The organism is Billgrantia aerodenitrificans, from assembly GCF_021404405.1.
In the GTDB taxonomy this organism is placed as follows: Bacteria; Pseudomonadota; Gammaproteobacteria; order Pseudomonadales; family Halomonadaceae; genus Halomonas; species Halomonas aerodenitrificans.
On record NZ_JABFTV010000004.1, the window covers coordinates 1 to 24,851 of the forward strand.

27 protein-coding genes are annotated in these 24,851 nt (G+C 65.9%); 15 read left to right on the top strand and 12 right to left on the bottom strand.

Annotation, left to right across the window (positions count from 1 at the left end):
* The 8 genes from HOP59_RS08400 to HOP59_RS08435 form a co-directional block, all read left to right on the top strand.
* On the top strand, positions 1–355 hold a 355-nt coding region (locus HOP59_RS08400; protein ID WP_234253525.1), incomplete at its 5' end, for a transposase.
* 50 nt (positions 356–405) lie between these two features.
* On the top strand, positions 406–1,179 hold the full coding sequence (pqqC, locus tag HOP59_RS08405) for a pyrroloquinoline-quinone synthase PqqC (RefSeq protein WP_234253528.1): 774 nt from the start codon (positions 406–408) through the stop codon (positions 1,177–1,179).
* Positions 1,176–1,448 carry a pyrroloquinoline quinone biosynthesis peptide chaperone PqqD gene (pqqD, locus tag HOP59_RS08410; protein WP_010627040.1) on the top strand — a complete coding sequence of 91 codons (273 nt, stop codon included), beginning with the start codon at positions 1,176–1,178 and terminating at the stop codon, positions 1,446–1,448. Before pqqC ends, pqqD begins: the two co-directional genes overlap by 4 nt.
* Entirely contained in the window at positions 1,445–2,584 is a 1,140-nt protein-coding gene (gene pqqE / locus HOP59_RS08415; protein ID WP_234253531.1) for a pyrroloquinoline quinone biosynthesis protein PqqE, read from the top strand. The genes pqqD and pqqE overlap by 4 nt, the downstream gene beginning before the upstream one ends.
* A 291-nt stretch (positions 2,585–2,875) precedes the next feature.
* Entirely contained in the window at positions 2,876–4,039 is a 1,164-nt protein-coding gene (ercA, locus tag HOP59_RS08420) for an alcohol dehydrogenase-like regulatory protein ErcA (protein WP_086510128.1), read from the top strand.
* A 22-nt stretch (positions 4,040–4,061) separates the two neighbouring features.
* Complete coding sequence (locus HOP59_RS08425) at positions 4,062–5,801, top strand: PAS domain-containing hybrid sensor histidine kinase/response regulator (protein ID WP_234245273.1); 1,740 nt, start codon at positions 4,062–4,064, stop codon at positions 5,799–5,801.
* Between the two features lie 119 nt (positions 5,802–5,920).
* Positions 5,921–7,108 carry a nitric oxide-sensing protein NosP gene (gene nosP / locus HOP59_RS08430; RefSeq protein ID WP_103969168.1) on the top strand — a complete coding sequence of 396 codons (1,188 nt, stop codon included), beginning with the start codon at positions 5,921–5,923 and terminating at the stop codon, positions 7,106–7,108.
* Complete coding sequence (locus HOP59_RS08435) at positions 7,095–9,689, top strand: hybrid sensor histidine kinase/response regulator (protein ID WP_234253532.1); 2,595 nt, start codon at positions 7,095–7,097, stop codon at positions 9,687–9,689. The genes nosP and HOP59_RS08435 overlap by 14 nt, the downstream gene beginning before the upstream one ends.
* Here the strand turns inward: HOP59_RS08435 and HOP59_RS08440 are convergent.
* Positions 9,671–10,351 (bottom strand): response regulator, encoded by a 681-nt coding sequence (locus tag HOP59_RS08440; protein ID WP_086510125.1) that lies wholly within the window; start codon positions 10,349–10,351, stop codon positions 9,671–9,673. The genes HOP59_RS08435 and HOP59_RS08440 overlap by 19 nt on opposite strands.
* Positions 10,318–10,986 carry a rhodanese-like domain-containing protein gene (locus HOP59_RS08445; protein ID WP_234253534.1) on the bottom strand — a complete coding sequence of 223 codons (669 nt, stop codon included), beginning with the start codon at positions 10,984–10,986 and terminating at the stop codon, positions 10,318–10,320. Before HOP59_RS08445 ends, HOP59_RS08440 begins: the two co-directional genes overlap by 34 nt.
* A 145-nt stretch (positions 10,987–11,131) precedes the next feature.
* Here HOP59_RS08445 and HOP59_RS08450 point away from each other — a divergent pair, with 145 nt between their 5' ends.
* The 3 genes from HOP59_RS08450 to HOP59_RS08460 are packed head-to-tail and all read left to right on the top strand — an operon-like array spanning position 11,132 to position 13,549.
* Positions 11,132–12,118: an ABC transporter substrate-binding protein gene (locus tag HOP59_RS08450; protein WP_234253536.1), complete on the top strand. Its 987-nt coding sequence runs from the start codon at positions 11,132–11,134 to the stop codon at positions 12,116–12,118.
* Positions 12,115–12,891 carry an ABC transporter permease gene (locus HOP59_RS08455; RefSeq protein WP_234253538.1) on the top strand — a complete coding sequence of 259 codons (777 nt, stop codon included), beginning with the start codon at positions 12,115–12,117 and terminating at the stop codon, positions 12,889–12,891. The genes HOP59_RS08450 and HOP59_RS08455 overlap by 4 nt, the downstream gene beginning before the upstream one ends.
* On the top strand, positions 12,884–13,549 hold the full coding sequence (locus tag HOP59_RS08460) for an ABC transporter ATP-binding protein (RefSeq protein ID WP_234253541.1): 666 nt from the start codon (positions 12,884–12,886) through the stop codon (positions 13,547–13,549). The genes HOP59_RS08455 and HOP59_RS08460 overlap by 8 nt, the downstream gene beginning before the upstream one ends.
* Here HOP59_RS08460 and HOP59_RS08465 read toward each other — a convergent pair.
* The 5 genes from HOP59_RS08465 to HOP59_RS08485 are packed head-to-tail and all read right to left on the bottom strand — an operon-like array spanning position 13,546 to position 17,802.
* Positions 13,546–14,352, bottom strand: a complete 807-nt coding sequence (locus HOP59_RS08465) for an ABC transporter permease (protein ID WP_191223282.1) — start codon at positions 14,350–14,352, stop codon at positions 13,546–13,548. The two genes, HOP59_RS08460 and HOP59_RS08465, sit on opposite strands and share 4 nt — an antisense overlap.
* Positions 14,349–15,077: an ATP-binding cassette domain-containing protein gene (locus HOP59_RS08470; RefSeq protein ID WP_234253544.1), complete on the bottom strand. Its 729-nt coding sequence runs from the start codon at positions 15,075–15,077 to the stop codon at positions 14,349–14,351. The genes HOP59_RS08465 and HOP59_RS08470 overlap by 4 nt, the downstream gene beginning before the upstream one ends.
* Positions 15,074–16,057, bottom strand: coding sequence for a YVTN family beta-propeller repeat protein (locus HOP59_RS08475; protein ID WP_234253547.1), 984 nt, complete (start codon positions 16,055–16,057; stop codon positions 15,074–15,076). Before HOP59_RS08475 ends, HOP59_RS08470 begins: the two co-directional genes overlap by 4 nt.
* A gap of 48 nt (positions 16,058–16,105) precedes the next feature.
* Complete coding sequence (locus tag HOP59_RS08480) at positions 16,106–17,290, bottom strand: ABC transporter substrate-binding protein (RefSeq protein WP_234253549.1); 1,185 nt, start codon at positions 17,288–17,290, stop codon at positions 16,106–16,108.
* 32 nt (positions 17,291–17,322) lie between these two features.
* The gene (locus tag HOP59_RS08485; protein WP_234253552.1) at positions 17,323–17,802 is read right to left on the bottom strand and encodes a cupredoxin domain-containing protein; all 480 of its coding nucleotides are present in this window, start codon (positions 17,800–17,802) and stop codon (positions 17,323–17,325) included.
* Positions 17,803–18,110: 308 nt separating this feature from the next.
* On the opposite strand from HOP59_RS08485, the gene pedF reads away from it, so the two are divergent.
* Genes pedF through HOP59_RS08505 form a run of 4 tightly spaced genes read left to right on the top strand, consistent with a single transcriptional unit; the run spans position 18,111 to position 21,366 of the window.
* Positions 18,111–18,572, top strand: a complete 462-nt coding sequence (gene pedF, locus HOP59_RS08490) for a cytochrome c-550 PedF (protein ID WP_234253553.1) — start codon at positions 18,111–18,113, stop codon at positions 18,570–18,572.
* A gap of 45 nt (positions 18,573–18,617) precedes the next feature.
* Positions 18,618–19,610, top strand: a complete 993-nt coding sequence (locus tag HOP59_RS08495) for a substrate-binding periplasmic protein (RefSeq protein WP_234253554.1) — start codon at positions 18,618–18,620, stop codon at positions 19,608–19,610.
* Between the two features lie 5 nt (positions 19,611–19,615).
* Entirely contained in the window at positions 19,616–20,419 is an 804-nt protein-coding gene (locus HOP59_RS08500; protein ID WP_234253555.1) for a quinoprotein dehydrogenase-associated SoxYZ-like carrier, read from the top strand.
* 2 nt (positions 20,420–20,421) lie between these two features.
* Positions 20,422–21,366, top strand: coding sequence for a quinoprotein relay system zinc metallohydrolase 1 (locus HOP59_RS08505; RefSeq protein WP_234253556.1), 945 nt, complete (start codon positions 20,422–20,424; stop codon positions 21,364–21,366).
* Positions 21,367–21,433: 67 nt separating this feature from the next.
* On the opposite strand, the gene HOP59_RS08510 is transcribed toward HOP59_RS08505, so the two are convergent.
* The 5 genes from HOP59_RS08510 to HOP59_RS08530 form a co-directional block, all read right to left on the bottom strand.
* On the bottom strand, positions 21,434–22,237 hold the full coding sequence (locus tag HOP59_RS08510) for a hypothetical protein (RefSeq protein ID WP_234253557.1): 804 nt from the start codon (positions 22,235–22,237) through the stop codon (positions 21,434–21,436).
* A 63-nt stretch (positions 22,238–22,300) separates the two neighbouring features.
* Positions 22,301–22,564: a PAAR domain-containing protein gene (locus HOP59_RS08515; RefSeq protein ID WP_159549502.1), complete on the bottom strand. Its 264-nt coding sequence runs from the start codon at positions 22,562–22,564 to the stop codon at positions 22,301–22,303.
* Positions 22,561–23,526: a hypothetical protein gene (locus HOP59_RS08520; protein WP_234253558.1), complete on the bottom strand. Its 966-nt coding sequence runs from the start codon at positions 23,524–23,526 to the stop codon at positions 22,561–22,563. Before HOP59_RS08520 ends, HOP59_RS08515 begins: the two co-directional genes overlap by 4 nt.
* 62 nt (positions 23,527–23,588) lie before the next feature.
* On the bottom strand, positions 23,589–23,852 hold the full coding sequence (locus tag HOP59_RS08525; RefSeq protein WP_234253559.1) for a PAAR domain-containing protein: 264 nt from the start codon (positions 23,850–23,852) through the stop codon (positions 23,589–23,591).
* Positions 23,852–24,811, bottom strand: a complete 960-nt coding sequence (locus HOP59_RS08530) for a hypothetical protein (RefSeq protein WP_234253560.1) — start codon at positions 24,809–24,811, stop codon at positions 23,852–23,854. Before HOP59_RS08530 ends, HOP59_RS08525 begins: the two co-directional genes overlap by 1 nt.
* Positions 24,812–24,851: the final 40 nt, after the last annotated feature.

A 24,851-nucleotide genomic window follows, 5' to 3' on the forward strand; every position in this document is an offset into this window, starting at 1 on the left:
CGTTGGCCCTGCGGTATCTCTCCGACTGTTGGCGATGCTGCGTAGCCGTGCTTTCGAAAGCGCCCGCCAGGCGGCGGCGTTTGCGGGGCTCGTGCCCGTCAGTTGGGAATCGGGTAGCTCCGTACGCGGGCGTCCCCGCTTGTCGAAAGCCGGCAATCCGAAACTACGGCAGAGCCTGTACATGGCAGCCGTCGTTGGGCTGAGGCGGAATCCCGATATCTCGGCGTTATATCAACGGCTTACAGGAAACGGCAAGAGCAAGATGGTGGCCTTGGGGGCGGCAATGCGTAAGCTGATCCATATCGCTTACGGGGTCCTCAAGACGCAAACCGAATATCGGCCACAAACCGCCTGATGGGGCATTTGTGGCCGGTTAGGAGAGATGGTATCTAAGAGGGACTCGCCATGAACGCCGTGCAAACACCATCACCGTTGGCTGCCGTGCTCTCGCCCGAGGCCTTTCGTGAGGCCCTGATGGCCAAGGGCGCCTATTACCATATTCACCATCCTTATCAGATCGACATGGCCGAAGGGCGCTCCACGCCGGAGCAGATCCGTGGCTGGGTGGCCAATCGCTTCTATTACCAGGTGATGATCCCGCAGAAGGACGCCGCGCTGCTGGCCAACTGCCCGGATGCCGACACCCGGCGGCGCTGGATCCAGCGCCTGCTTGACCACGACGGTCGCGATGACGACGCCGGCGGCATCAAGGCCTGGCTGACCCTGGGCGAAGCGGTGGGGCTGACCCGCGACAAGCTGTGGTCGCAGCAGCACGTCTTGCCCGGGGTGCGCTTCGCGGTGGATGCCTACGTCAATTTCGTGCGCCGGGCGAGCTGGCAGGAGGGGGCGATCTCTTCGCTCACCGAGCTGTTCGCCCCCCTGGCGCACCAGAGCCGCCTCGATACCTGGCCGGGCCACTATCCCTGGATCGACGAGGCCGGCTACGGCTACTTCCGCAAGCGCCTGAAGGAGGCACGCCGCGACGTCGAGCATGGCCTGGAGGTGGCGCTGGCGGTGTGCACCAGCGTGGAAACCCAGCAGCGCGCCCTCGATATCCTGCAGTTCAAGCTCGACGTGCTGTGGAGCATGCTCGACGCCATGACCCTGGCCTATCAGCTCGGCCGTCCGCCCTACCATAGCGTGACCGAGCGGGCCGTGTTCCATCGGGGGCTGGCATGAGCCCGGAGGTGGCTCCGGCGCTGCGCCGCGGCTGGCGGCTGCAGTGGGAGCCCGCCCAGCAACGCCACGTCCTGCTCTACCCCGAGGGCATGGTGCAGCTCAACGAGAGTGCCGGCGCGATCCTGACGCTGGTCGATGGCCGGCGCCATGAGGCGGACATCGTGGCCGCGCTGGAGGCGCAGTTTCCCGGTACCGCGGAGATCGCCGACGATGTGGCGGCGTTTCTCGCCGAGGCCGGGCGCCAGGGCTGGCTGGAGGCGAGCCCATGAGCCTTGCCGCGTCCCCGCAAGCGATCGACCCGCCGCTGTGGCTGCTGGCTGAGCTGACCTATCGTTGCCCGCTGCAGTGTCCCTACTGCTCCAACCCGCTCGACTTCGCCCGCTACCGTGAGGAACTCGACACCGACGCCTGGATCGATGTGCTGCGCCAGGCGCGGGCCATGGGCGCCGTGCAGCTCGGTTTCTCCGGGGGCGAGCCGTTGGTGCGGCGCGACCTGGAGGTGCTGGTCGCCGAGGCGCGGCGGCTCGGCTTCTACACCAACCTGATCACTTCCGGGGTGGGGCTGGACGGCGCCCGAATCGAGGCGTTGCGCGAAGCGGGGCTGGATCACATCCAGATCAGCCTGCAGGCCGCGGATGACGAGCTGGCCGCCGCCGTGGCGGGCTCGGCCAAGGCCCATGCCGCCAAGCTGGCCATGGCACGGGCGGTCAAGGCGGCCGGCTATCCCATGGTGCTCAACGTGGTGCTGCATCGCCACAACATCGACGACACCGACCGGCTGATCGCCCTGTGCGACGAGCTGGGGGCGGACGTCGTGGAGCTGGCCAGCTGCCAGTACTACGGCTGGGCCAAGCTCAACCGCGCCGGACTGCTGCCGAGCCGTGCTCAGGTCGAGCGTGCCGAGGCGGTAACGCAGCGCTGGCGCGAGCGTCTCGCCGAGCGCGGGAGGGAGATGCGCCTGCTGTTCGTGGTACCCGACTACTTTGCCGAGCGCCCCAAGGCGTGCATGGGCGGCTGGGGGGCGATCTTCATGACCGTAGCGCCGGACGGCAGCGTGTTGCCGTGTCATAGTGCACGTGAGCTACCCATGGCCTTTCCCCAGGTGCGCGACGGCTCGCTCGAGGAGATCTGGTACGCCAGCGAAGCGTTCAACCGCTTTCGCGGCGACGCCTGGATGCCCGAGCCCTGCGGCAGCTGCAGCGAGCGCCACCAGGACCACGGCGGCTGCCGCTGTCAGGCGTTCCTGCTCACCGGCGACCCGGCGGCGGCCGACCCGGTGTGCAGCAAGTCGCCCCGGCGCGAGCTGATCGACCGGGCCGTGGCCGAAGCCGCCGATTCGGCAGGCGACATCGCAACGCTGGTGCCGAGGCAGGCAAGGCATTCGCGCACCTTCTGGCGCGGCTGAGAAGATACCCGACCAAGGGCGAAGAGCGCTGGGGCAGGCCGGCTCGTACCATGACGGTAATGCGCCCACGCGAGGCGACGACATAACAAGAAACCGCTGATCTCGGCCGCGCCTCTGCCGGTCAGCGTCAAGGGAAGCGCTGGACAAATCGCCGAGCGAGGTGAAGCACAAGGCGCCCGGAGCACAGGAACCGGAGCATATTGAGGTATATGTGAGGATTCCGCGCACCGCGCAACGCAGTGATTCGCTCGTGCAGGCATTTGTGCAGTGTTTCCCAAGCGGAGACCCGGTATGGCATCCAATATCAACGAGCTGCGCAAGTTCGTGGCTCCGGAGATCATCTTCGGCGACGGTGCCCGGCGCGCCGTGGCCAACTTCGTGGGCACCTTCGGCGCCGAGCGGGTGCTGCTGGTGTCGGACCCCGGCGTGGTGCTGGCCGGCTGGGTCGAGGAGGTGGAGGCGGATCTGGCGGAGCAGGGCATCTTCAGCCAGCGCTTCACCTCGGTCTCGCCCAACCCGCGGGCCGAGGAGGTCATGGCGGGCGCCATGGCCTACCGCGAGATGGGCGCCCAGGCCATCGTCGCCATCGGCGGCGGTAGCCCCATGGATTGCGCCAAGGGCATCGGCATCGTCGTCGCCCACGACGGCCACATCATCGACTTCGAGGGCGTCGACACCCTGCGGGTGCCCATCCCGCCGCTGATCTTCGTGCCCACCACGGCGGGCACGTCGGCGGACATCTCCCAGTTCGCGATCATCTCCGACCAGCAGCGGCGCATGAAATTCTCCATCGTCAGCAAGTCGGTGGTACCGGACGTCTCGCTGATCGACCCCCAGGTCACCCTGACCATGAGCCCCTTCCTCACGGCGTGCACCGGCGTCGATGCCCTGGTGCATGCCATCGAGGCCTTCGTCTCCACCGGCAGCGGACCGCTCACCGATGCCCATGCCCTGGAGGCCATGCGCCTGATCAATGGGCATCTGGTGGCGCTGGTACAGGCTCCCCACGACCTGGAACTGCGTTCCCAGGTCATGCTCGGCAGCATGCAGGCGGGGCTGGCGTTCTCCAACGCCATACTCGGCGCCGTACATGCCATGTCGCACAGTCTCGGCGGCTTCCTCGACCTGCCCCATGGGCTGTGCAATTCACTGCTGCTCGAGCACGTGGTGGCCTACAACTTCGAAGCCGCGCCGGAGCGCTTCACCCGCATTGCCGAGACCCTGGGCATCGACTGTCGCGGGTTGAACAGCACACAGGTCAAGGCGCGGCTGATCGATCACCTGATCGAGTTGAAGCGGGCCGTGGGCCTGACGGGCAGCCTGGGCAGGCTCGGTGTCCACACCAGCGACGTGCCGTTCCTGGCCCGCCACGCACTGGAGGACCCCTGCATCCTGACCAATCCGCGCCGCTCCAGCCCCCGCGACGTCCAGGTGGTGTACGAGGAGGCGATGTGACGCGCCAAGCGACAGGTAGCCGATGAAGAAGGCCGGCGACCCCGAGGGCTATTCGGTCAGTCAGCTGCTGGGCTTGGGTCAGCAGTCGGCGCGCAAGAGCTACTACCCCGAGCTGACGGCGCGCATGGCCGAGCTCGAGGCGGAGCGCAACCGCTACAAATGGCTGTTCGAGAACGCCCTGCACGGTATCTTCCAGGCCTCGCTGGGCGGACGCCTGCTGGCCGCCAATCCGGCGCTGGCGGCCATGCTCGGCGATGCCGACGTGGCCGCCACGCTGGCACGCTGCACGTCGCTGGAAGCGCTGTTCGCCGATGCCGAGGGACTCGACGAGGTCTCCCGCCTGCTGCACAGGCAGGGTCACCTGCAAGGCCATACCACCTGGCTGGCCGGCTGCGACGGCAGGCGGGTACCGGTGGCCCTGACCCTGCTGCGCAAGCCGGACCGGGGCGGCGAGATCCTGGTCGAGGGTTTCGTGGCCGACATCACCGAGCGCGAACGCGCGCGCCAGGAGCTGCTGGCGCTCAATGCGCGGCTCGAGGCTCGCGTGCGCGAGCGCACCCAGCGGCTCGAGCAGCTCAATGACGATCTGGCCGGCGAGGTGGCCGAACGCCGCCTGATCGAGGAGCAGCTGCGCGCCGCCCGTGACCTGGCCCAGGAGGCCAATCGCAGCAAGGACCGCTACCTGGCGGCAGCCAGCCACGACTTGTTGCAGCCGCTCAATGCGGCCCGGCTGCTGGTCTCCACCCTGCGCGAGCGTGCCTTGGACGATGACGCGAGCCGCCTGGTCGACAGCATCCATCTCTCCCTCGAGGGCGCCGAGGAGCTGCTCACCGACCTGCTCGACATCGCCCGGCTCGACCAGGAGCGCATCCAGCCGCAGCGCGAGTGCTTTCCGCTCGCGCAGATGCTGTGCGGCCTGGTGGCCGAGTACGCGCCGCGTGCCCAGCGCAAGGCGCTGCGCTTTCGCTGCGTGGAGAGCAGCCTGTACGTCGACAGTGACCACCGCCTGCTGGGGCGGGTGTTGCGCAACCTGCTCTCCAATGCCTGCCGCTACACCGACGCCGGCAGCGTACTGCTGGGCGTGCGGCGCCGCGGCGACGTCGTTTCCATCGAGGTGCACGACAGCGGGCCGGGCATTCCGCCGGATCAGCTGCGGGCGATCTTCGAGGAGTATCACCAGCTCAACGCCGAGCGGGCGCGTAACCGGCAGGGGGTGGGGCTCGGGCTGGCCATCGTCGAGCGCATCTGCCAGCGGCTGGGGCTGGCGGTGTCGGTGACCTCCACCCTTGGGCGGGGCTCGAGCTTTGCCGTCCAGGTGCCGATCTGCCGCCCGGCGCCTGCCCAGGCTGCCTCGTCGGCCGCCGCTCAGCCGGACAGCCCGCTGACGGGGCGGCGCATGCTGGTGGTGGACAACGACAGCCGGATCCTGATGGGCATGCAGGCCCTGCTCGAGCAGTGGGGCATGCGGTGCGATACCGCCCACGATTTCGACGAGGTGCTGGAGCAGCGGCTCGCGGCGCCCGACGTGCTGCTGGTGGACCTGCATCTCGATGCCGGAGAGACCGGTGACCGGCTGGTGGAGAAGCTGCGGCGGCACTGGCGGCAGCCGCAGCTGCCGGCGGTGGTGATCACCGCCGACCGCTCCGAGGCCTGGCGCCGCACCCTGGCGGAGTGCGGTATCCCGCTGCTGCACAAGCCGCTGCGACCCGGCAAGCTGCGTGCCGTGCTCAGTCAACTGATCGCGCGCCAAGAGAAGGGATGAGCGAAGCTACAACCTTGGTCGTAGCCGTGTAAGCGTGCCCCGGCACTCAAGTCCTATGTTGCTGCTTTGCATCAAGCCCTAGACTGAAAGCAGGATCCCTGTCTTGCTCGAGGAGTGCCATGTTGCCATTAGCGAAGTCGCATTACCGTGACCAGGCTTTGCCGGATGAGCCCCTGCGCGTGGCGCACTCCTTCGCCAGGGACCCCGAACTGGCGGCTCAGTACCTGGCCAGCCGACTGCTGCACCCCGACCTCGAGGGCGTGCTGTTCTTCTGTTCCGCCGAGCACGATCTGCCGGCCCTGGCCACGGCCCTGGAGGCGCATCTGGGGGGCGTCAAGCTGTGCGGCTGCACCACCGCCGGCGAACTTGGCAGCGACGGCTACTCGCGAGGCTCCATCGTGGCGGTGGGCTTCGACCGCCGGGCCTTTGCTCTCGACTATCGGCTGATCCGCGATCTCGACCGTTTCACCCTGCTCGACGCCCAGCGCATCACCGACCGGCTGATGGAGCACTGTACCCGTTCGGGGCTGGCGCCGCTCAAGGGCCACACCTTCGCCATGACCCTGCTCGACGGGCTCTCGACCTGCGAGGAGCAGGTGCTGCTGACCTTGACCTCGGTGCTGGCCGGGATTCCTCACTTCGGTGGCAGCGCCGGCGACGACAACCGCCTCACCGGCACGCACGTGTACGGCGAGGGCGCCTTTCATGATCGCGCCGCCGTGGTGCTGATGGTCAACACCGCGCTGGATTTCGAAGTGTTCTCGACCCACCACCTGCGCCCCAGCGGCGAGAAGCTGGTGGTCACGGCGGCCGACCAGGAGCAGCGCCGGGTGATGGAGCTCAACGCCGAGCCGGCGGCTCTGGAGTACGCGCGACTGGTGGGCTGTACGCTGGAAGAACTGAACCCCGAGGTGTTCGCGCGTCATCCGCTCGCCGTGAGGCTCCACGACAAGACCTACGTACGCGCCATCCAGAGCGTCAATCCCGACCTCAGCCTGAGCTTCTACTGCGCCGTGGAGACCGGCATCGTGCTGACGGCCATGCAGGCGAGCGATCTGCTGACGGATCTCGACCGTGAAATCGCCGACATCGAAGGGCGCCTGGGGCCGGCGGAGTGCATCCTCGGCTGCGACTGCTTCCTGCGCCGCCTGGAACTCGAGCAGGAGGGGCGGCAGCAGGCGGCCGGGGAGTTCTACCGCCAGCGCCGCATCCTCGGCTTCAACACCTACGGCGAGCACTACAGCGGCCTGCACCTCAACCAGACCTTCAGCGGGGTCTACATAGGACGCTCCCGTGGCGACCACTGAGCGCGAACGCGAGCTGGAGCGCCAGGTCGCCAAGCTTCAGCGCATCAACGCGGCGCTGATCGAGCGGGTCGAGTCGAGCAACCTGCCGCGTACCGCGCCCTATGCCGCCTTCGAGCATGCCGCTCTGCTGGCCGAGCAGGTGCGCGAGCGAACCCGCGCGCTCAACCAGACCCTGCATGAGCTGCGTGCCAGCAACCGCCTGCTGGGCGAGGCGCGGGAGCGGGCCGAGCAGGCCAACCAGTACCTGGTCGATGCCATCGAGAGCATCACCGACGCCTTCGTGCTGTTCGGTGCCGACCAGCGCATTCGTCACTACAACAGCCGCTTCGCCGAGTTCTGGCGGCCGGCAGGCATCGAGGTGCATGCCGGCATGACCCTGGAGGAGCTGCGCCGGCTGGCGCTGAGCTCGGGGTTGGTGGTCAGCGAGCAGCTCAAGCAGCGCCAGGGGCGTACCGTCTATCAGCTTCACGACGGGCGCTGGGTGCAGGTCAACCAGCGGCCGATTCGCGGCGGCGGCAGGGTATTCCTCTACGTCGACATCACCGAGCTCAAGCGCCATGAGCACGCCGAGCGCGAGCATGCCCTGGCGCAGAAGTCGCGCCTGCTGCAGGCCACCCTGGACAGCCTCTCCCAGGGGGTTGCCGTGGTCACCCCTCAGGGCCAGCTGGAGATGCACAACCAGCGCTTCTCTCAGCTCACCGGTCTCGCGGGGCTGACGCTGCCGCTGGCGCTGACCGAGCTGAGCCGCGCCAGCGAACTGGTCGACCCAGCCGATGGGCAGGCCGTGCTGGCCGCCTGCGAGCGCCGGCTCAGCGACGGCCGCGTGGTGGAGGTACGCGGCCACCCCATGCCGGGCGGCGGTCAGGTGCTGACCTACACCGACATCACCGAGCGCATTCGCCAGGCCGAGGCGCTGGCCGAGCGGGAACGCTGGATCCGTACCATCACCGACCACGTGCCGGCGATGATCGCCTACCTGGATCGCGAGCTGCGCTACGTGTTCACCAACCGGGTCTACGAGGAGTGGTACGGCTGGCCCCACGACCTGCTGCTGGGTTCGGCGCTCGGCGACCTCCATTCGGCGGAGCATTGCGCGCGCCTGATGCCCTACCTGCAGCGGGTGCTGGCGGGGGAGCGCATCAGCTTCGAACTGCCCGAACAGAATGCCGAGGGCGAGCACCGGGTGCTGCTGCGGGCCTACGTGCCGCACCGGGACAGCGACGGCAGCGTGATCGGCTTCTTCGTGCTGATCCGTGACATCACCGAGCAGCGGCGCACCTCCGAGGCGCTGCACCATGCCTATCAGAACCTCGAGCAGCGAGTGCGGGAGCGTACCGCGGAGCTGACCCGGGTCAACGCCCAACTGCGCGAGGAGATCGAGGAGCGGCTGGCCGCCGAAGGCCAACTGCGCGAGGCCAAGACCGAGGCCGAGGCGGCCAACCTCTCCAAGACCAAGTTCCTGGCAGCGGTGAGCCATGACCTGCTGCAGCCGCTCAATGCGGCCCGGTTGTTCGTCGGTGCCCTGGTGGAGCAGGAGATGTCGCCGGCCAATCAGGAGCTGATCCAGCAGGTGGGCCATTCGCTGAAGGACGTGGAGGCGCTGCTCGGCACCCTGGTCGACATCTCCAAGCTGGATGCCGGCGTGATCACCCCCGAGGTCGCGCCCTTCGCCATTCGCGACCTGCTCGACGGCCTGGCGCGGGAGTATCGTCAGGTGGCCGCCAGCGAGGGTCTGGAGTTCCACTACGTGCCGTCGTCGGCGCTGGTCAGCAGCGACATCTCGCTGCTCGCCCGGGTGATCCGCAACCTGCTCAGCAACGCCGTGCGCTATACCCCTCGCGGCCGCCTGCTGCTGGGCTGTCGGCGGCGCCGGGAGGGGCTCGAGATCCAGGTACTCGATACCGGCTGCGGCATCGCCGAAGAGGAGCGCGAGCTGATCTTCCAGGAGTTTCGGCGTCTGCCGGCGGCGGCCAACGCGCGGGATCGTGGCCTGGGTCTCGGCCTCTCCATCGTCGACAAGATCACGCGCATGCTGCAGCAGCCGGTGCGGGTGGCGTCGCGGGTCGGGCACGGCACCCTGTTCGGTGTGACGCTGCCCTACGCCCAGCGCGTCGAGGTCGGCGAGCGGCGTCAGCCAGTAGGCTGCGTGGCCGGTCGCGAACTCGCCGGACGGCGGCTGTGGGTGGTGGACAACGATCCTTCCATCTGCCTGGCCATGCGCCACCTGCTGGAACGCTGGGGCTGTCAGGTGGTGGTCGCCGAGAGTGAGGAGCGTCTCGCCGCGCGGGTGAACCTGGCCGACGGCGAGGCCGATGCCCTGGTGGTCGACTATCACCTCGACCACGAGCGCAGCGGGGTGGCGCTGGCGGAGCGCATCAACGCGCTACGTCAGGAGCCGCTGCCGGTATTGGTGATCACCGCCGATCACAGTCGCGAGCTGCGCCAGCGGGTGCGCGAGCTGGGCTTCCAGCTGCTCAACAAGCCGGTCAAGCCGCTGCGCTTGAGAACCACGCTGCAGCAGCTGCTGGCGGAGACTCCACTCGAATTCGTCGAGGGAGCGGATCAGGGCTTGCGCAGATAGCGGCTGAAGTCGATGTCGCTGGCCGAAAGAATCGCCTGGACCCGGTTGCTCACGCCGAGCTTGCGCAGGATCGCCGAGACGTGGGCCTTGACCGTGGTCTCGGCGATGTTGAGGTTGTAGGCGATCATCTTGTTGGATTCGCCGCGGGTCATGCGTTCGAGCACCTGGATCTGCTTGCGGGTCAGGGTCTCGAGCTGTTCGGCGCTGATGCTGCGCTCGTTCGGCTCGTGAGCCCGGGCGGCACTGGCACGCATGATCTCCGAGGGCAGGTAGATGTTGCCCTCCAGTATCTGGGCGATGGCCTTGATCAACTGCTCCTTGGGCGAGGACTTGGTCAGAAAGCCGACCGCCCCGCAGGAGACCGCCTGCAGCATGACGTTCTTGTCCTCTTCGGCGGAGATGATCGCCACCGGGATGGTGGGCGCCTCGTTGCGCAGCTGCAGCAGACCGGTGAGGCCGCTCATGCCGGGCATGTTGAGGTCGAGCAGGATCAGGTCCAGATCCTCCTCGTCGGCGGTCACGGCGAGGGTGGCGTCGAGGTCCGCCGTTTCCAGCAGCTCGCTGCCGGGAAAGCCGTCGCCGACCACCCGGGCGATGGCCTCGCGGAACAGCGGATGATCGTCGGCGATCAGGATACGGTAGCTGGGGGCTTGGTCGTGCATCTTGTCGTTATCCTTGTAGTCGTACGTCGTGGGGCCTGGCGCCCAGTAGCGGCGAATGGCGGCAGGCGCGGGGCGGCGCTCTCCAGCGGCTGGCCGTCCGCCTCCCAGCTGTCGATACCGTCACGATACCAGTAAAGACGCTGGTAACCCGCCTCGGCCAGGCGCTTCACCGCATTCCAGGAGAGCCAGCAATCCGAACGGCACAGCACCACGATGGGATGGTGCGGGTCGCCGCCGCTGGCTGCGCCGACCTCGTCGAGCAGGTAGCCCACCCAATCGTGCCGGCTGTAGTACCAGTCGTCGTCGAGATGACCGAGCCCGGTATTGGGCAGCCACAGCGCGCCCGGGACGGAGCGGTGCGGCTCGCTCTGCAGAAAGCGGCCATGGCGAAAGGTGAGGTTGATCACGTCGATGGCCAGCGCGGGGGGGCTGGCGCCGAGCAGCTCGACCACCGCCGCGGTGTCCACCGTCTCCGCGCCCGGTGCGGTGGCGGGAGTGGGGCTGCGATAGCGGTCGATGCGATAGCCCCGCTCCGAGAACAGCAGCGGATCCTCGCCCGGGGCGGCAGCACCGGAAGTGGCCGGGCAAAGTACCGCCAGCAGCAGGGCGGCCAGTATCCGCTTCGCTATCCTCATGGCGTGCTTCCCGTGGCCTCTTGGAACTAGCCTCATAGCGCTATGGGACTCTCTTTTGTCGTAAGCCGGAATTGCACCTTTGTCGCGAAGCGTAAAGCACGAAAGTACTATTCTGCCGCGACAGGCAGCTCCTTAGTCTGAAGACATGAAGACACCGAGCCTTGCCAAGTTCCTGCCGCTGGCCCGCGCTGCGCTGCTGCTCGCGCTGCTGGTCGCCGCCGACAGCCTGCGCGCCGAGCCGCCGCTGCTGCGCCTCAGCGTGCTGCAGTTCGGCACCGCCCACTGGGAGCTGGACCATCTGCAGCGCCACGGCCTCGACCGGGACGAGGGCTTCGTGCTCGACGTGCGCCTGGTGGCCAACCTGCCGGCCTCGCGCATCGCCGTCTCCAGCGGCGATGTGGATGGTGCCGTGGTCGATCTTACCTGGGCCCAGGCGCGGCATGTGGCGGGGCACTCCTACCGCTATCTACCCTATTCCTCGCAGATGGGCGACGTGCTGGCCGCTCCCGGGGCGCCCATTCACGATATCGAGGACCTGCGCGGCAAGCGCATCGGCGTGGCCGGCGGCCCCGACAGCAAGGGTTGGGTGCTGCTGACCCGGGCGGCACAGGCCCGGGGCATGGCACTGGAGCGTGAGGCGCAGGTGCAGTTCGGCGCGCCACCGCTGCTGAGCCAGGCCTTTCGCCGCGGGCAGTTCGACGTGCTGGTGACCTTCTGGCACTTCGCTGCCGAGCTGACCGCCGCCGGTGAGGCCGACGTGGCGCTGCCCATGGACTCGCTGCTGGCCAGCCTGGACATTCCCACCGGCCTGCCCATTCTGGGCTACGTCTTCCATGATTCTTGGGCCGACGACCACCAGGCATTGGTGGCCGGCTTCGCCCGCGCCGTGGCGCGCACCAAACGGCAGTTGCGCGACGACCCCGACCACTGGGAGGCGCTGCGCCCGCTGATGCGCGTAAGCGACGACGCCCACTTCACCGCGCTGCGCCAAGGCTACCTGCAGGGCATTCCCGAACCGCTGGACGAGGCACGGGTGGCGGCGCTGCAACGGCTGCTGGTCATGGCCGGCAGCGCCGCGGAGGAGGTGATGCCCGTCCGGCTCTTCGTGCTCGATCCGGGCGGCGTGCCATGAGGCGCTCGGCGCTCGCCTGCTGGGTGGTCCTGCCGCTGCTGGTGGGGCTGTGGGGCGTGCTGGCCTGGCAGTTGGACACCTCCCTACTGCCCTCGCCGGCGGCGGTACTCAACACCCTGCAACGGGAGGCGGCCAGCGGCGAGCTGCAGCGTCATCTGGCCGTGACCCTGCAGCGGGTCGCGCTCAGTTTCCTGCTGGCGATGGCCTTCGGCAGTCTGATCGGCATCGCCATGGGACGCCTGGCCTGGCTCGATGCCCTGCTGGACCCGCTGCTGGTGCTGCTGCTCAACCTGCCGGCGCTGGTGCTGATCATCCTGCTCTACGTCTGGTTCGGTCTGGTGGAGGCCGCGGCGATCCTGGCAGTGGTCATCAACAAGGTACCCAACGTCGCCGTCACCTTGCGCGAGGGGGCGCGCAGTCTCGATCCGAGGCTGGAGCAGATGGCGCGTGTCTACGGTTTTTCTTCCCTCATGCGCCTGTGGCACGTGTGGCTGCCGCAGCTGTTTCCCTACCTGATGGCGGCGACCCGCGGCGGGCTGGCGCTGATCTGGAAGATCGTGCTGGTGGTCGAGCTGCTGGGGCGCTCCGATGGCGTCGGCTTCCAGCTGCATCTGGCGTTCCAGGTCTTCGACGTGGCCGGACTGCTGGCCTACAGCCTGGCGTTCATCGCCATCGTGCAGCTGATCGAGCTCGGTCTGCTGCAGCCGCTGGAGCGCCGCGCCACACGCTGGCGCCGTACCGGAGTCGAACATGCCGGAGCCGAACATGGCTGAGTTCGACGTGCCGGCGGGCCACGCCATCCTGGCGCCCATGAGCCTCAAGGTGGCGCCGGGCGACCATATCTGTCTGCTCGGCCCCTCCGGCATCGGCAAGACCACCCTGCTCAACCGCCTGGCCGGCCTGGAGCGGGGCCAGCCGCGGCCGACGCTGCGCATCGGCTATCTGTTTCAGGAGCATCGCCTGCTGCCCTGGCGTACGCTGCGCGACAACCTGCGCCTGGTTGGGGTCGGCCGCGACCAGGTGGAGCCGCTGCTGGCCCGAGTCGGGCTGGAGCAGGCCGCCGACCGCTACCCCGATCAGCTGTCGCTGGGCATGGCCCGGCGTGCCGCCCTGGCACGCTGCCTGGCCATGCGCCCCGATCTGCTGCTGCTGGACGAACCCTTCGCCTCTCTGGACCCGCACCGCGCCGACGAGCTGAAAGGCTTGATCCGCATGCTGCTGAAGCAGTTTCCCGCCATGGCCATGATCTGCGTGACCCACGAGGCGCGCGACGCCGAGGCGCTGGCCAATCGCATCTGGTATCTGGCGGGGCGCCCCGCCCACCTGCGCTACGATGCTCGGCTCGATGCCGAGGCCCACGCCGGGCTGGCCCGGCGCCTGGAGGCGCTGGGGCGTCAGGCGTCCGGGGAGTCTCTCTCGATCGAAAATTAGTTAATGCGCATGCCAAGTAGCCTGGTCCGCTGCGGCCGAAAGCCGCCGATTGCCAGCGTGGCCAGCACCAGAGTGGTGGCAAGCGTGATGGTGGCCGCCTCGCCGTTCCACTGCAGATAAAGCGCGAAGCGCAGCGTCTCGACGGCGTGGGTGAAGGGGTTGAGCAGACACAGCTGATAGATCCAGGGGCTGGCTTCCTGCATGCGCCATAGCGGATAGAGCGCCGAGGAGAGAAAGAACATCGGAAAGATGACGAAGTTCATGACCCCGGCGAAGTTCTCCAGCTGCTTGATCCAGGTGGCGATCAGCAGCCCCAGCGCCCCCAGCATCAGCGATGCCAGCAGCAGCGCGGGCAGCACCGCCAGGTAGCCCTCGAGCGGCGGACGCACGCCGACGCCCCAGCGGGCGATGAGCAGGAAGACGTACACCTGGGCGACCGAGACGCTGCCCATGGCCAGCAGCTTGGTCAGTAGCAGGAAAGGGCGCGGCAGGGGGCTGGTGAGCAGCACCCGCATGGAGCCCAGCTCACGGTCGTAGACCATCGAGAGCGCGCCCTGCATGGAGTTGAACAGGATGATCATGCCGCACAGCCCGGGCACGATGTAGGTCTCGTAGGTGATGTAGGTCACATAGGGCGGGATGATGGACACCCCCAGCACCATGCGGAAGCCGGCGGCGAACACCACCAGCCACAGCAATGGCCGGACCAGGGCGCTGGCGAAGCGCGTACGCTGCTGCCAGAAGCGCAGCCATTCGCGCTTCTGCACGCCCACAAAGCAGTACCAGTAATCGCGCGGTGTCATGCCACGGCCTCCCGGGTCAGGCTGTGGAAGGTCTCGGTCAGGCTGGTGCCGCCATGGCGGCGGCACAGCGCCTCGCCGGTCTCGTCGGCCAGCAGCCGACCGCGGTGCAACACCAGCACTCGATCCCCGTCGCCGATCTCCTCGATGAGATGGGTGGCCCACAGCACGGTGAGCCCCCGTTCGCGGCACAGCCCCCGCACGTGGGCATTGAGTGCCGTTCGACTGTCGAGATCGAGCCCGGCGGTGGCCTCGTCGAGCAGCAGCAGGGCAGGGCGGTGCAGCAGGGCACGGGCGATCTCCACGCGGCGGCGGTGGCCGCCGTTGAGCCGGCGCACCGGCGTGCGGGCGTGCATGTCCAGCCGCTGGCGCTCGAGCTCTTCCGCGCAGCGCCGGCGGGCCTCGCGTGGTGACATGCCGTGCAGGGCGGCGTGATAGAGCAGGTTCTGCATCACGTTGAGATCCAGGTCCAGGGCGTTCTGCTGAAACACCACGCCCATATGGCGCATCACCGCGGCCGGCTGGCGCCGGAGCGAGCGGCCGCCCAGCAGCAGATCGCCCTGCTGCAGCGCAAGCAGTCGCGTGAGCAGGCCGAACAGGGTCGATTTGCCGGCGCCGTTGGGGCCCAGCAGGGCGTGGAAACGGCCGGAGGCCAGCGTGAAGCTGACCTCCTGCAGGACGGGATCGTGCCGATAGCGATAGCCGATATCGAGGGCTTGCACGTTCATGACCGGGATCCCGAGGTGATCTTCACTCCCCAGGGGAAGCGGCCCACGTCGATGGTCTTGATCACCTCCAGCTTGTCCACGTCGATCACCGAGACGTCGCCGCTCACGCCGTTGGTGGTGAGCAGTGTCTTTTCATCCGGGCTGAGCGCTACCTGCCATACCCGGGCGCCCACCAGCAGGTAGTCGAGCACCTCGAAGGTCTGGGCATCCACCACGGCGATATGGTTGGCCGGGCCCAGGGCGACGAAGGCGTAGCGACCGTCGGAGGTGAGCTGGATGCCCACCGGCTGGACCCGGTCCTGATTCACCCCGGGGATGCGAAAATCGATGGTGTGGATCTCTTCGAGACTCTCGACGTCGATGATGTGCACGGTGCCGCCGATTTCCGCCGAGGCCCACAGCAGGGCGTCGTCACGGGTGAACTCCACGTGGCGCGGGCGGGAGCCGATGACGATGTTCTTTTCGATCTCGAAGGTCTCGGTGTTGATCCAGTGCAGCATGTTGGAGGTCTCGCTGGTGTTCACCGCCCAGCGGCCGTCGTGGCTCACCCCCATGCCCTCAGGCTCGATGCCGACCTCGATCTGGGCCAGCACGCGCTTGGTTTCCACGTCGAGCACGGTGACCAGGGCATCGTCCTCGTTGGCAATGTAGAGATGCCGCCCGTTGGGGTGCAGGGCGAACTGCTCCGGGTCCTCGCCGGAGGGCAGGGTATCGATGACGCGGCGCGTGGCCAGGTCGACCACCTGAACGGCGTCGTCGTCGCTGGCGCAGACATAGAGCAGGCTCTCGTCGGGGGAGAGCAGGATGCCGCGCGGGCGCTGGCCGACGGGGAAGGTGTCCACCACCTCCAGAGTGGCCATGTCGATCACCGAGATGGTGTGATCGCGCTCGTTGGAGACGTAGGCCAGACTCTGGGCCCACACCGAAGAGGAGAGGCCAAACATCAACACGGCGGCGGCAAGACGGATGGGGAGTTTCATTGTTCTGCTCCTGTAGTTCGGCAGGCAAGGAGGTCGGCGGGCAAGGCGTCAGTCGCGCAGGCGACAGCGGCTTTCCGGACGGTCGTAGCCCAGGGTGTCTAGCTCGGTGTGCTGGTGAAGGAAGCCCTCGAACGGGGCCATGGCCACCAGGCTGTTGGGGTGAGCCAGCGGCACCGGCTGGCGCAGCTGGCCGTTCCAGTCGCGGAAGCTCAGCGGCCGGCCCTTGAAGGCGGCCAGCTCGAAGTCGTCGCCGAGCAGATAGTCGCGCAGGATCTCCATGTCGGCGCTCTCGGTGCGCGTCACGGCTTCCCCCACGGCGCGTACCGCCGCCCAGGCGGCGTAGTCGGTGCCGGTCATGGGGCGCTCGGCCTGCTTGGCGAAGCGGTTCTGCAACTGCGCTGCCCCCCACGCCTCGATGGCCGGGTGCCAGGCGTCCGGCGACATGCCCTGGGTGCCTACCACCGGCCTGGGCAGCCAGGTGTTGAAGGGCACGAAGTCGCCGAAGTCGTTGCGCTCGTCGGCCACCACCACCACGTCGTAGTCGGGCCCCTGGGTGAACAGCGGCAGCTCGGCGGAAGCGTTGCGGCGCATGTCGGCCTCGAAGGTCCACTCCTTGTCGGTGACCACGTTCAAGGCGAACTTCTGCGCCGAGCGGCGGAAGGCCTCGGCCCAGGCCCGGTCGTCGTCGGTCGTTCCGCTGATCAGAAACACCGAGCGCCAGCGGCGCACGTTCAACCACTGGGCCAGGGCATCGGTGAGCATGGCGTGGCTGGGGACGGTGTGCAGCAGATAGGGGGAGCACTCGTCGAGGCGCAGCGAGACGTCACGCGCGCCGGCATTGAACAGCAGGGCGCGCTCGCCGCCGATCTCGCTCGCCTTGCGCAGGGTCGTAGCCGGCACGTTCAGCACGATCAACTCGATGTCGGCATCGAGCATGGTGGCCAGCGCTTCCAGCAGGGCGTCCTCACTGCCCAGGATGGCGCTCTCGAGTTGATAGTGCTGGCCGAGAAAGCGGCCGGTACTCAGGTTGTCGTTGATCGCCAGCTGCGCCCCCTGCAGGCCGGCGTCTTCGGGCTCGGGGGTCAGCCGGGCCAGCGCCGGCCCACGGTCGGGCTGCCACTGCAGGTAGCCGAAACGCACCTCGAGCGTATCGGCCTGGGCCAGGGGGGCGAGCAGGCAGGTGGCGAGGAACACGCCGCCGGCCAGGCAACGGCTAAGTGGGGACTCTTTCATGATCGGCTCCTGTAGGGCAGTGAAAGGTCAGGTCACTGCACGATGAAGGTGCCGGTCACACCGCGCTCTTCCAGACCGGCGCAGGCCCATTCGTAGGTGCCAGGGCGAATGGGTACGAAGAACAGCTCCGCCTCGCCCTCCCGCTCGAACTCCAGCTCGGTGAGCGTGGGCGCCTTGATCTCGACGTTGCCCACCTCGATCTTGCGCAGCCAGGCGTTCTTGAAGAAGGCAGGCGCCACCCAGGCGCACTCCTGCATGCCGGTGGCCTCGATCACCAGGCGGTAGGACTGCCCGGTCTCCATGTGATGTTCGCGTACCGATACGCCGAGCATGCTCTCGCCGGTGCCGATCACCAGCCGTTCCAGGCGTTCGGGTCGGGTGGCGAGATCTCCGGCCGCCAGGGCCAGGGTCGAGGAGAGGCCCAGGGCCGCAGCGAGTAGTGCCAGGCCGAGCTGACGGCGGGTAGGGTGCGTGGGGTGTGCGACCGGTGAGGTAAGGGGGGCGTCAGTCATGTTCTTGTCCTTGTTGTCGTGATGAGAGTTGTCGTGATGAGGGTTGTCATGACGATCGTTCGTGTGAGGGATGAGAAGCAGTTCAGCACTTCATCCGCAGATGGCCCATGCCACCATGGGGCCCTTGTGCTCCTCCCAAGGGCTTACGACGGGAGCAGGGCGGGAAAAGCGAACTACGACCAAGGAAGGAGGGGGAAGGGGCAAAAAGTGGCGATGCGGCTGCGCTGCGTTGTGACCAGACTCGACTCAGCTAGTCACCACCCGCCAGTCACGACAACGAGTCAATCATCACAAGAACAGGTGCTCCCATGAACCGCATGCCCCTTCCTGCCCTTTCTTCCGCCGTTCACGTCTCCCGACGCCTCGCCGGTGTGGCGCTGCTGGCCCTGTCGCTGGGCACCGCCAGCGCTGCCCTGGGGCATGGCGACGTCACCCCCCAGGAGGTCGACACCAAGGGATTGCCCGACCTGGGCGAGGCGCCGCTGATGGAAAACCCCTTCCGTCCCGGCAACCAGCACGCTGACCTTTACGACGAGGCGGTTGCAGTCGGCGAGCGCGGTTACGCCGGCAACTGCGCCGTCTGTCACGGCATCCAGGCCATGTCGGGCGGTCTGACCCCCGATCTGCGCAACCTCGAGGAGTGGGACGACGAGTTCTATCTGCAGCGCGTGATCAATGGCACCGAGCGGGGGATGCCGTCGTTCAAGTCCAACCTCGATCAGACCGCCATCTGGGCGATCAAGACCTATATCGAATCGGTGACCCCCTGAGGGGAGACGAGCACCGACCGATTTCCCGGGAAGGAGGAGCGCATCATGGGCAAGCGCAACTGGATCAGCGTGCTGGCGGCGTTCGGCTGGCTGTTGCTGGCATCGCCGAGCGGAGCGGGCGAACTCTCGGCGGCAGCACTCGAAACCGCCCACGAGGTGACGCGAAGCCAAGCCAGCGCCGAGCTGCTGCGGCGCCCTGCGCTGCGCGATCTGGATGAGGTCCTGGCATCGGGGCACATCAACATCGGGCTCTACCAGGACTTTCCCCCTTACGCCTATCGCGACGAGCAGGGAGAGGCGCGCGGTATCGATGCCGAGATCGGCCGGGCCATCGCCGCCGGGCTGGGCGTGGAGTTTCGGCCTTTCTGGATCAAGCCAGGCAGCAGCCTGGGGCGGGATCTTGGCAACAGTGTCTCCCGCGGCCACTATCTGCGTCCCACTCAGGTGGCCGACGTGATGATGCGGGTGCCCTACGACCGCGACTTCTCCTACATGCGCGACTCCACCGGCGAGTACATCAACAAGAGCGTGGTGATGTTCGGCCCTTATCAGCGTGAGCAGTGGGACATCGCCTACGATGCCGGCCGGCTCGAGGGCGAGGTCACCCTGGGCAGCTTCCGCCATCAGCGCATCGGCGCGGAGTACGACACCCTGCCGGCCACTTATCTGACGGCCACCATGGGCGGCCAGCTGCGCGATGGCGTACGCCATTACCGCGATGTGGGAGATGCCTTCGCCGCCATGGCCCGCGGCGAGGTGGCCGGGGTCATGGCCATGCGCGGCGAGCTCGAACATTATCTGGCGCAGTATCCGCAGCATGATTTCCGCCTCGCCGAGGCGGTGTTTCCGGGCATCTCCCGCCAGCAATGGGACATCGGCATGGCGGTGCGCGAAAGCCATCGCCAGCTGGGCTATGCCGTCGAGGCGATCGTCGACCGTGCGCTGCGCGAGGGCAGCCTGGGCGACATCTTCCAGGCCCATGCACTGGTCTACCGCATGCCCGACTTCTACGCCGAGATACTCGGCCAGACGGAGTGACGGCGATGCCCCGCTTGCTACCCGAATCGTGCCGCTGCGTCTGGCTGCTGGCCCTGGCCTGGCTAACGGTCACGCCGGTGGCCGCCGAGGTGCCGGAGGATCCCTTTCGCTCACCGATGTGGGACTACAACCTGGCCCGCTACCTGGGTGAGGGGGCCGACATCCGCCACAGCGACACGGTGGTACTCAAGGCGCCGCCCTTCGCCGAGGATGCCACCCAGGTGCCGCTGACCGTCGATCTGTCGGCGTTTCCCCATGCCGTCCAGGAGGTGATCGCCTGGGTGGACCTCAACCCGGTGCCGCATCTCTTCACCCTGCGCCCAGAGGCGGCCGACATCCGCACGGTGGCGCTCAACTTCCGCATTCAGCAGGCGTCCACCGTGCGCGCCGCGGTGCGTGACGACCAGGACGCCTGGCACATCGGCAGCGTTCACGTCGAGGCTGCCGGCGGCGGGTGCACTGCGCCCAGCGCCACCGCCAGCAATCCCGACTGGGCGAACAGCTTCGGCCAGGTGCGCGGCGCCCTGTTCTCGCCGGCCGACGGCATGGCCGGTAGCCGGCTCAAGGCCCAGGTGATGCACCCCATGGATTCCGGCATGGTGGCCAACATTCCCCGCTTCAACATCGAGAGCGTGGAGCTCCGCCACACGGCGAGCCAACAGCGCCTAGCCAGCATGTCGCTGTCGGAGTCCGCCTCGGAGAACCCGCTGTTCGTCTTCGACCTGGAGCACGACGACGCCCCGGCCGGCATCACCCTGCTGCTGCGCGACAATGGCGGCAACCTCACCGAAAGCCGCCTGGGGGGATGAGCATGCGCCAAGTCCTGCTGCTGCTGGGCTGTCTGATGGTGGGGAATTTCTCCGCCCAGGCCGATGCCTATCGCTACTCTCTCGAGCCGCTGGAGATCGCCCCGGGCGTGTGGGTCTTCGAAGGCGCCAGGGAGGATTTTGCCCGCGCCAATGGCGGCAATATCGTCAATACCGCCTTCCTCATCACCGAGGAAGGGGTGGTCGTGTTCGACACCGGGCCATCGCGTCGCTATGGCGAGCAGATGCGCAAAGCGATAGAGGCGGTAACCGCGCTGCCCATCACCCATGTGTTTCTCTCTCATCACCATCCCGACCACGTCTTCGGCAATCAGGCCTTCGATGCCGACATCCTCCACGCCCTGGAGGGAACGATTCGGCTTCTTGCCGAGCAGGGCAACGACTTCGCGGACAACCTCTACCGCGCGCTGGGCGACTGGATGCGCGGTACCGAAGTCGTACTGCCCACGCAAGCGGTGACCCCCGGGCGAGTGACGATCGGCGGCCGGGAGATCGAGCTGATCGCCATGAGCGGGCATTCGGGCGCCGATCTGGTGCTGTTGGATCATACGACCGGTGTGCTGTTGGCCGCCGACATGGTGTTTTACCAACGCGCCCCGACCACGCCGCACACACCGGGGATCGACGTCTGGCGTGAGGAGCTGCGTACGCTGGAAGCGCTCGATTTCCGCTATCTGGTGCCCGGTCACGGGCCGGTGGTGGTGGGAACGGCCCCCTTCGAGCAGATGCACGACTATCTAGCCTGGCTGGACGACACCCTGCGCAGTGCCGCCGGCGCCGGCATGACCGCAAGCGAGGTCATGGCACTGCCGATTCCCGAACGATTCGATGAAATTGCCGTGGCTCGCCACGAGCTGATGCGCAGCGTGGTGCACCTCTACGGGCGCTATGAGCTGGAGGCTCTCGAACTGATTTCCGAAGGAGGATGACACCACACCGACCCCGATTCATTGCCGTTTCTTGTCGCGCATGGCTCTTGCCATCCTCCTCATACTATCAGGTGAGATTTGGGTGGCTTTTTTCACGCCTCCGAAAACGGTCCCGCTTGATCCGGACGCCATCTCGGGGGCGGTGGGGAAACAGCTGACACAAGACTTCCAAAGGAGCGTTCAGGTTCTCTTGCAAGTGCTGCAGCTCGGCCTTTGACCATCGTTGGGTCGGTGCCCACCGTAGCTTGTAGCGCTTGTTGATAACTGCTCGCTTGGGCCGGTGTGGAAATAGCTTGGCCAGCTCCTCGGCAGGCAAGTGTCGGTGCTCCTCGAGACGCTGAAGCTCCTCGGCACTCCATCTATCACCTGTATCGCCATCACCTTGGGGCACATAGCGCAGGCCTTCTGCCCGAGCCCTAAATTTGATCGCCTCCTCGGTGCGATGTGGCAGTTCCCTTCTTACCTGCGAAGCGCCGCCTTGAGGAAAGCCGCGTCGTAGAATCGCCAGATCTCGTTCGGTCCAGCGCTCTGCCGAAAAGGCCTTCAGGTCGAATTTCTTGGCCACGTGGCGGATGGCGATGACGGTACGGTGCGGCAGAAAGCGACGCCGAATCTCCGGTGCCGTGAGTGTGGGAAAGTGTTGAACCACCACGAGCAGCTCTTCCTCGGTCCAAGGCTGCTTCTCCGTGATTGCGCCCGCCCGCTTTTTCAGCCCCTGTTTGTGGGCCATGCGCTTGATCGCCGCAAGGGTACGATGAGGAAAGTGGCGTACCTGCAGCTCCCACCACGTCATGGCCAGGTAATGGCTCTCGAGCAGGGCCAGTTCACCCTGCGTCCATTCGCGTGAGGCGCCTCGATTACGTTGCCGCATTCGTGCTTCCTCTCTTCTGGGCACCTTTGTTGCTAGTCTCACGCAGTCGTTGGACAGAGACGACTATGGCTGCACCTTTGCCTTGCCCGAGGCGGTGATGATCTCGCCGCCATGGTCCGTCTTGCAGCCAAGGTAAGCCGTAGGCCTTCCATCGGTGGTGGAACTGCTCGCTCCTTCGATGATGGTGGCGCCGCAGCCGGTCTTGTCGCCCACCCGGGCCACGGGCTGGCCCTCGACTTGAGAGGGCGAGCCCGAGACGATTTCCGTTACGCCGTGGCCGGGGATAGGACAGCGATGCAGATCGCCTTTTCGTGCAATGGGTTTCATATGCCGGTCGCCACATCCGCCACCCGCCATTCGCCATTGCGGGTTTTGTAGAAGACCACCGGGAAGCTGGCAAAACGCTCGCTGCCAGCAGGGGGATGCTCCCAGAGAATGGGATTGGGACGGATCCGAACTAGACGACCGTTATCCAGAAACTCCAACTGATCTTCCTGCGGGTTATCACCCCAGTAGAGAGGCTGCAATACCTCACCTCCTGGACCCACCCGCTCGTATCCAGCCAAACCATGTTGAGTGTTTTCGATGAAATCACGAGCGGAGTTTCTCTCCGTCAGCATATATGCCGTACGCTCCCAGACTGGCTCAACCTCTTGAAAGATCGCCTCTGTATCATTTCTTGAAATCAAACCATGAATATGCCGATAGGCATCGCGTAGCTCACGGCGCAGTTCAGGAGTATCCTCCAGCACGACGGCTTCCCGCTCCCAGTGAAAGGCCGGGATGGGATCATCGACGGTAAAAGTGATGTCCAGACGATAGCCATCAATCGTCTGACCACCACCAAAAATGATGTCATCAAATTCGGAGAGTTGCATGCGACCATTGCTACGCAGGTGCGGCTGTTCTAGCACACGCTCCTCGCCACTGGCAGTGAGTTCGAGATGTTCGAACCTGCCTTCCGCCTCGTTGTAGCGGATGCGAATAGGGTGAATGCGCTCCCGCTCCTGGGTCGTCCATTGATAACGCTCGACCGCAATGTCGATCGCCACTCCATCATGTAGGGAATAGAGATACTCTTCGGTACTCGGGTCCTGCCCGGTAATAGGAGAGAAAAGTAGAGAAAGGGTGTTTTTTCCAGGACGGAGGTTCAAGCCGATATTTGGTGAATAATCTGCATAGGGAACATCGACATTGTCACGCACATAAATATCATTGACCCGAAGGGACCAAGCGGATCCCTCGGTGTGAATATAAGCGTTGTATCGATACTCGAAATTGTTAGCCATTGCCGATCCTTGCCAGGCGAGCATGGCAAGCACTACAAGGACCAGGAACTTCGATAGCCTTGTCACGGCTGAACCTTTGCCTTGCCCGAGGCGGTAATGATCTCTCCACCATGATCCGTCTTGCAGCCAAGATAAGCCGTAGGCCTTCCATCGGTGGTGGAACTGCTCGCCCCTTCGATGATGGTGGCGCCGCAGCCGGTCTTGTCGCCTACCCGAGCCACGGGCTGGCCCTCTACCTCAGAGGGCGAGCCCGAGACGATTTCCGTCACGCCGTGGCCGGGAATGGGGCAGCGATGCAGATCGCCTTTGCGTGCTACTGGTTTCATTAGTCTATAGTGGCAATGCGCCACTCTCCGGCAGCGGTGCGGTAGAACACGAAGGGCATGGTATGTGCTTCTTTGTTTGGCTGATCAGGATAAGACCAGCGCAGAGGGCTTGGTCGGATGCTGACGAGACGACCGTTACCCATGAACTCCAGGCTGTCGCTCAAAGGATCGTCAGCGAGTCTCAATGGCTCCAGGCGCGGTCCGTCTGGCTCACGACGCATGCTAATCAGTTGCGAACCAATGGGCATCGATTCTGAATACTCTCTAGCGCTCTTGCCACCAGCCATCAGCAGGCCAGCGCGGTCCCAGACCGGCCCTGCCTTGCGCAGAATGGCTTCGGTATCGCCTGCCTCGAAAAGACGGTAAAGTTCCTGATAGGCCTGCCGTAACTCATGGCGCATCAGCGGTGTGTCCTCTAACTCCGTGGCCTCATCACGCCAATGAAAATCAGGGATGGGATCGAAGACACGGAAGCTCATATCTACTCGTTCAGCATTGATAGACTCACCGCTGCCAAGCACCAGAATATCTGGCGAGCTGACGTGGAACTCGCCATTGGTACGCAGGTGTTCGGTTTCATGGACGGCTCTGTCACTCCCCACGGGCTCGTCGTAAGTTACCAGCTCGCCGGTCTCCATATCGTAGCGCAACAGTAGAGTGTTGAGGCGTTCTTTCTCTTGCGTCCGGGTATTGATTGCTTCAATGGAAACGTCAACCCAGAAATCCGGCTTAGGACCTTGAAGAAACTCTCCCGTCTCGGGGTCTTGGCTTATCAAAGGGGCAAAGATTAAGGAAACCGTATTATGCCCGTTCTTGATATTTGTACTAATAGGGTAGGAGATACTCTGATGACCAGTTCGACCATAGGACCAAATTTTTAGGTCATTGATGCGCAGAGTCCAGGCGGAGCCCTGTGTATGGATATTTACCCAATATTCACGCTCAATCGGATGAGCCATTGCCGTCCCCTGTAACAGTAAAAAGCATGAAAAAAACAAT

Coding starts and splice junctions, on each gene's coding strand:
- pqqC (WP_234253528.1), top strand. CDS start 406: ATGAACGCCGTGCAAACACCATCACCGTTGGCTGCCGTGCTCTCGCCC.
- pqqD (WP_010627040.1), top strand. CDS start 1,176: ATGAGCCCGGAGGTGGCTCCGGCGCTGCGCCGCGGCTGGCGGCTGCAG.
- pqqE (WP_234253531.1), top strand. CDS start 1,445: ATGAGCCTTGCCGCGTCCCCGCAAGCGATCGACCCGCCGCTGTGGCTG.
- ercA (WP_086510128.1), top strand. CDS start 2,876: ATGGCATCCAATATCAACGAGCTGCGCAAGTTCGTGGCTCCGGAGATC.
- HOP59_RS08425 (WP_234245273.1), top strand. CDS start 4,062: ATGAAGAAGGCCGGCGACCCCGAGGGCTATTCGGTCAGTCAGCTGCTG.
- nosP (WP_103969168.1), top strand. CDS start 5,921: ATGTTGCCATTAGCGAAGTCGCATTACCGTGACCAGGCTTTGCCGGAT.
- HOP59_RS08440 (WP_086510125.1), bottom strand. CDS start 10,351: ATGCACGACCAAGCCCCCAGCTACCGTATCCTGATCGCCGACGATCAT.
- HOP59_RS08445 (WP_234253534.1), bottom strand. CDS start 10,986: ATGAGGATAGCGAAGCGGATACTGGCCGCCCTGCTGCTGGCGGTACTT.
- HOP59_RS08450 (WP_234253536.1), top strand. CDS start 11,132: ATGAAGACACCGAGCCTTGCCAAGTTCCTGCCGCTGGCCCGCGCTGCG.
- HOP59_RS08455 (WP_234253538.1), top strand. CDS start 12,115: ATGAGGCGCTCGGCGCTCGCCTGCTGGGTGGTCCTGCCGCTGCTGGTG.
- HOP59_RS08460 (WP_234253541.1), top strand. CDS start 12,884: ATGGCTGAGTTCGACGTGCCGGCGGGCCACGCCATCCTGGCGCCCATG.
- HOP59_RS08465 (WP_191223282.1), bottom strand. CDS start 14,352: ATGACACCGCGCGATTACTGGTACTGCTTTGTGGGCGTGCAGAAGCGC.
- HOP59_RS08470 (WP_234253544.1), bottom strand. CDS start 15,077: ATGAACGTGCAAGCCCTCGATATCGGCTATCGCTATCGGCACGATCCC.
- HOP59_RS08475 (WP_234253547.1), bottom strand. CDS start 16,057: ATGAAACTCCCCATCCGTCTTGCCGCCGCCGTGTTGATGTTTGGCCTC.
- HOP59_RS08480 (WP_234253549.1), bottom strand. CDS start 17,290: ATGAAAGAGTCCCCACTTAGCCGTTGCCTGGCCGGCGGCGTGTTCCTC.
- HOP59_RS08485 (WP_234253552.1), bottom strand. CDS start 17,802: ATGACTGACGCCCCCCTTACCTCACCGGTCGCACACCCCACGCACCCT.
- pedF (WP_234253553.1), top strand. CDS start 18,111: ATGAACCGCATGCCCCTTCCTGCCCTTTCTTCCGCCGTTCACGTCTCC.
- HOP59_RS08495 (WP_234253554.1), top strand. CDS start 18,618: ATGGGCAAGCGCAACTGGATCAGCGTGCTGGCGGCGTTCGGCTGGCTG.
- HOP59_RS08500 (WP_234253555.1), top strand. CDS start 19,616: ATGCCCCGCTTGCTACCCGAATCGTGCCGCTGCGTCTGGCTGCTGGCC.
- HOP59_RS08505 (WP_234253556.1), top strand. CDS start 20,422: ATGCGCCAAGTCCTGCTGCTGCTGGGCTGTCTGATGGTGGGGAATTTC.
- HOP59_RS08510 (WP_234253557.1), bottom strand. CDS start 22,237: ATGCGGCAACGTAATCGAGGCGCCTCACGCGAATGGACGCAGGGTGAA.
- HOP59_RS08515 (WP_159549502.1), bottom strand. CDS start 22,564: ATGAAACCCATTGCACGAAAAGGCGATCTGCATCGCTGTCCTATCCCC.
- HOP59_RS08520 (WP_234253558.1), bottom strand. CDS start 23,526: ATGGCTAACAATTTCGAGTATCGATACAACGCTTATATTCACACCGAG.
- HOP59_RS08525 (WP_234253559.1), bottom strand. CDS start 23,852: ATGAAACCAGTAGCACGCAAAGGCGATCTGCATCGCTGCCCCATTCCC.
- HOP59_RS08530 (WP_234253560.1), bottom strand. CDS start 24,811: ATGGCTCATCCGATTGAGCGTGAATATTGGGTAAATATCCATACACAG.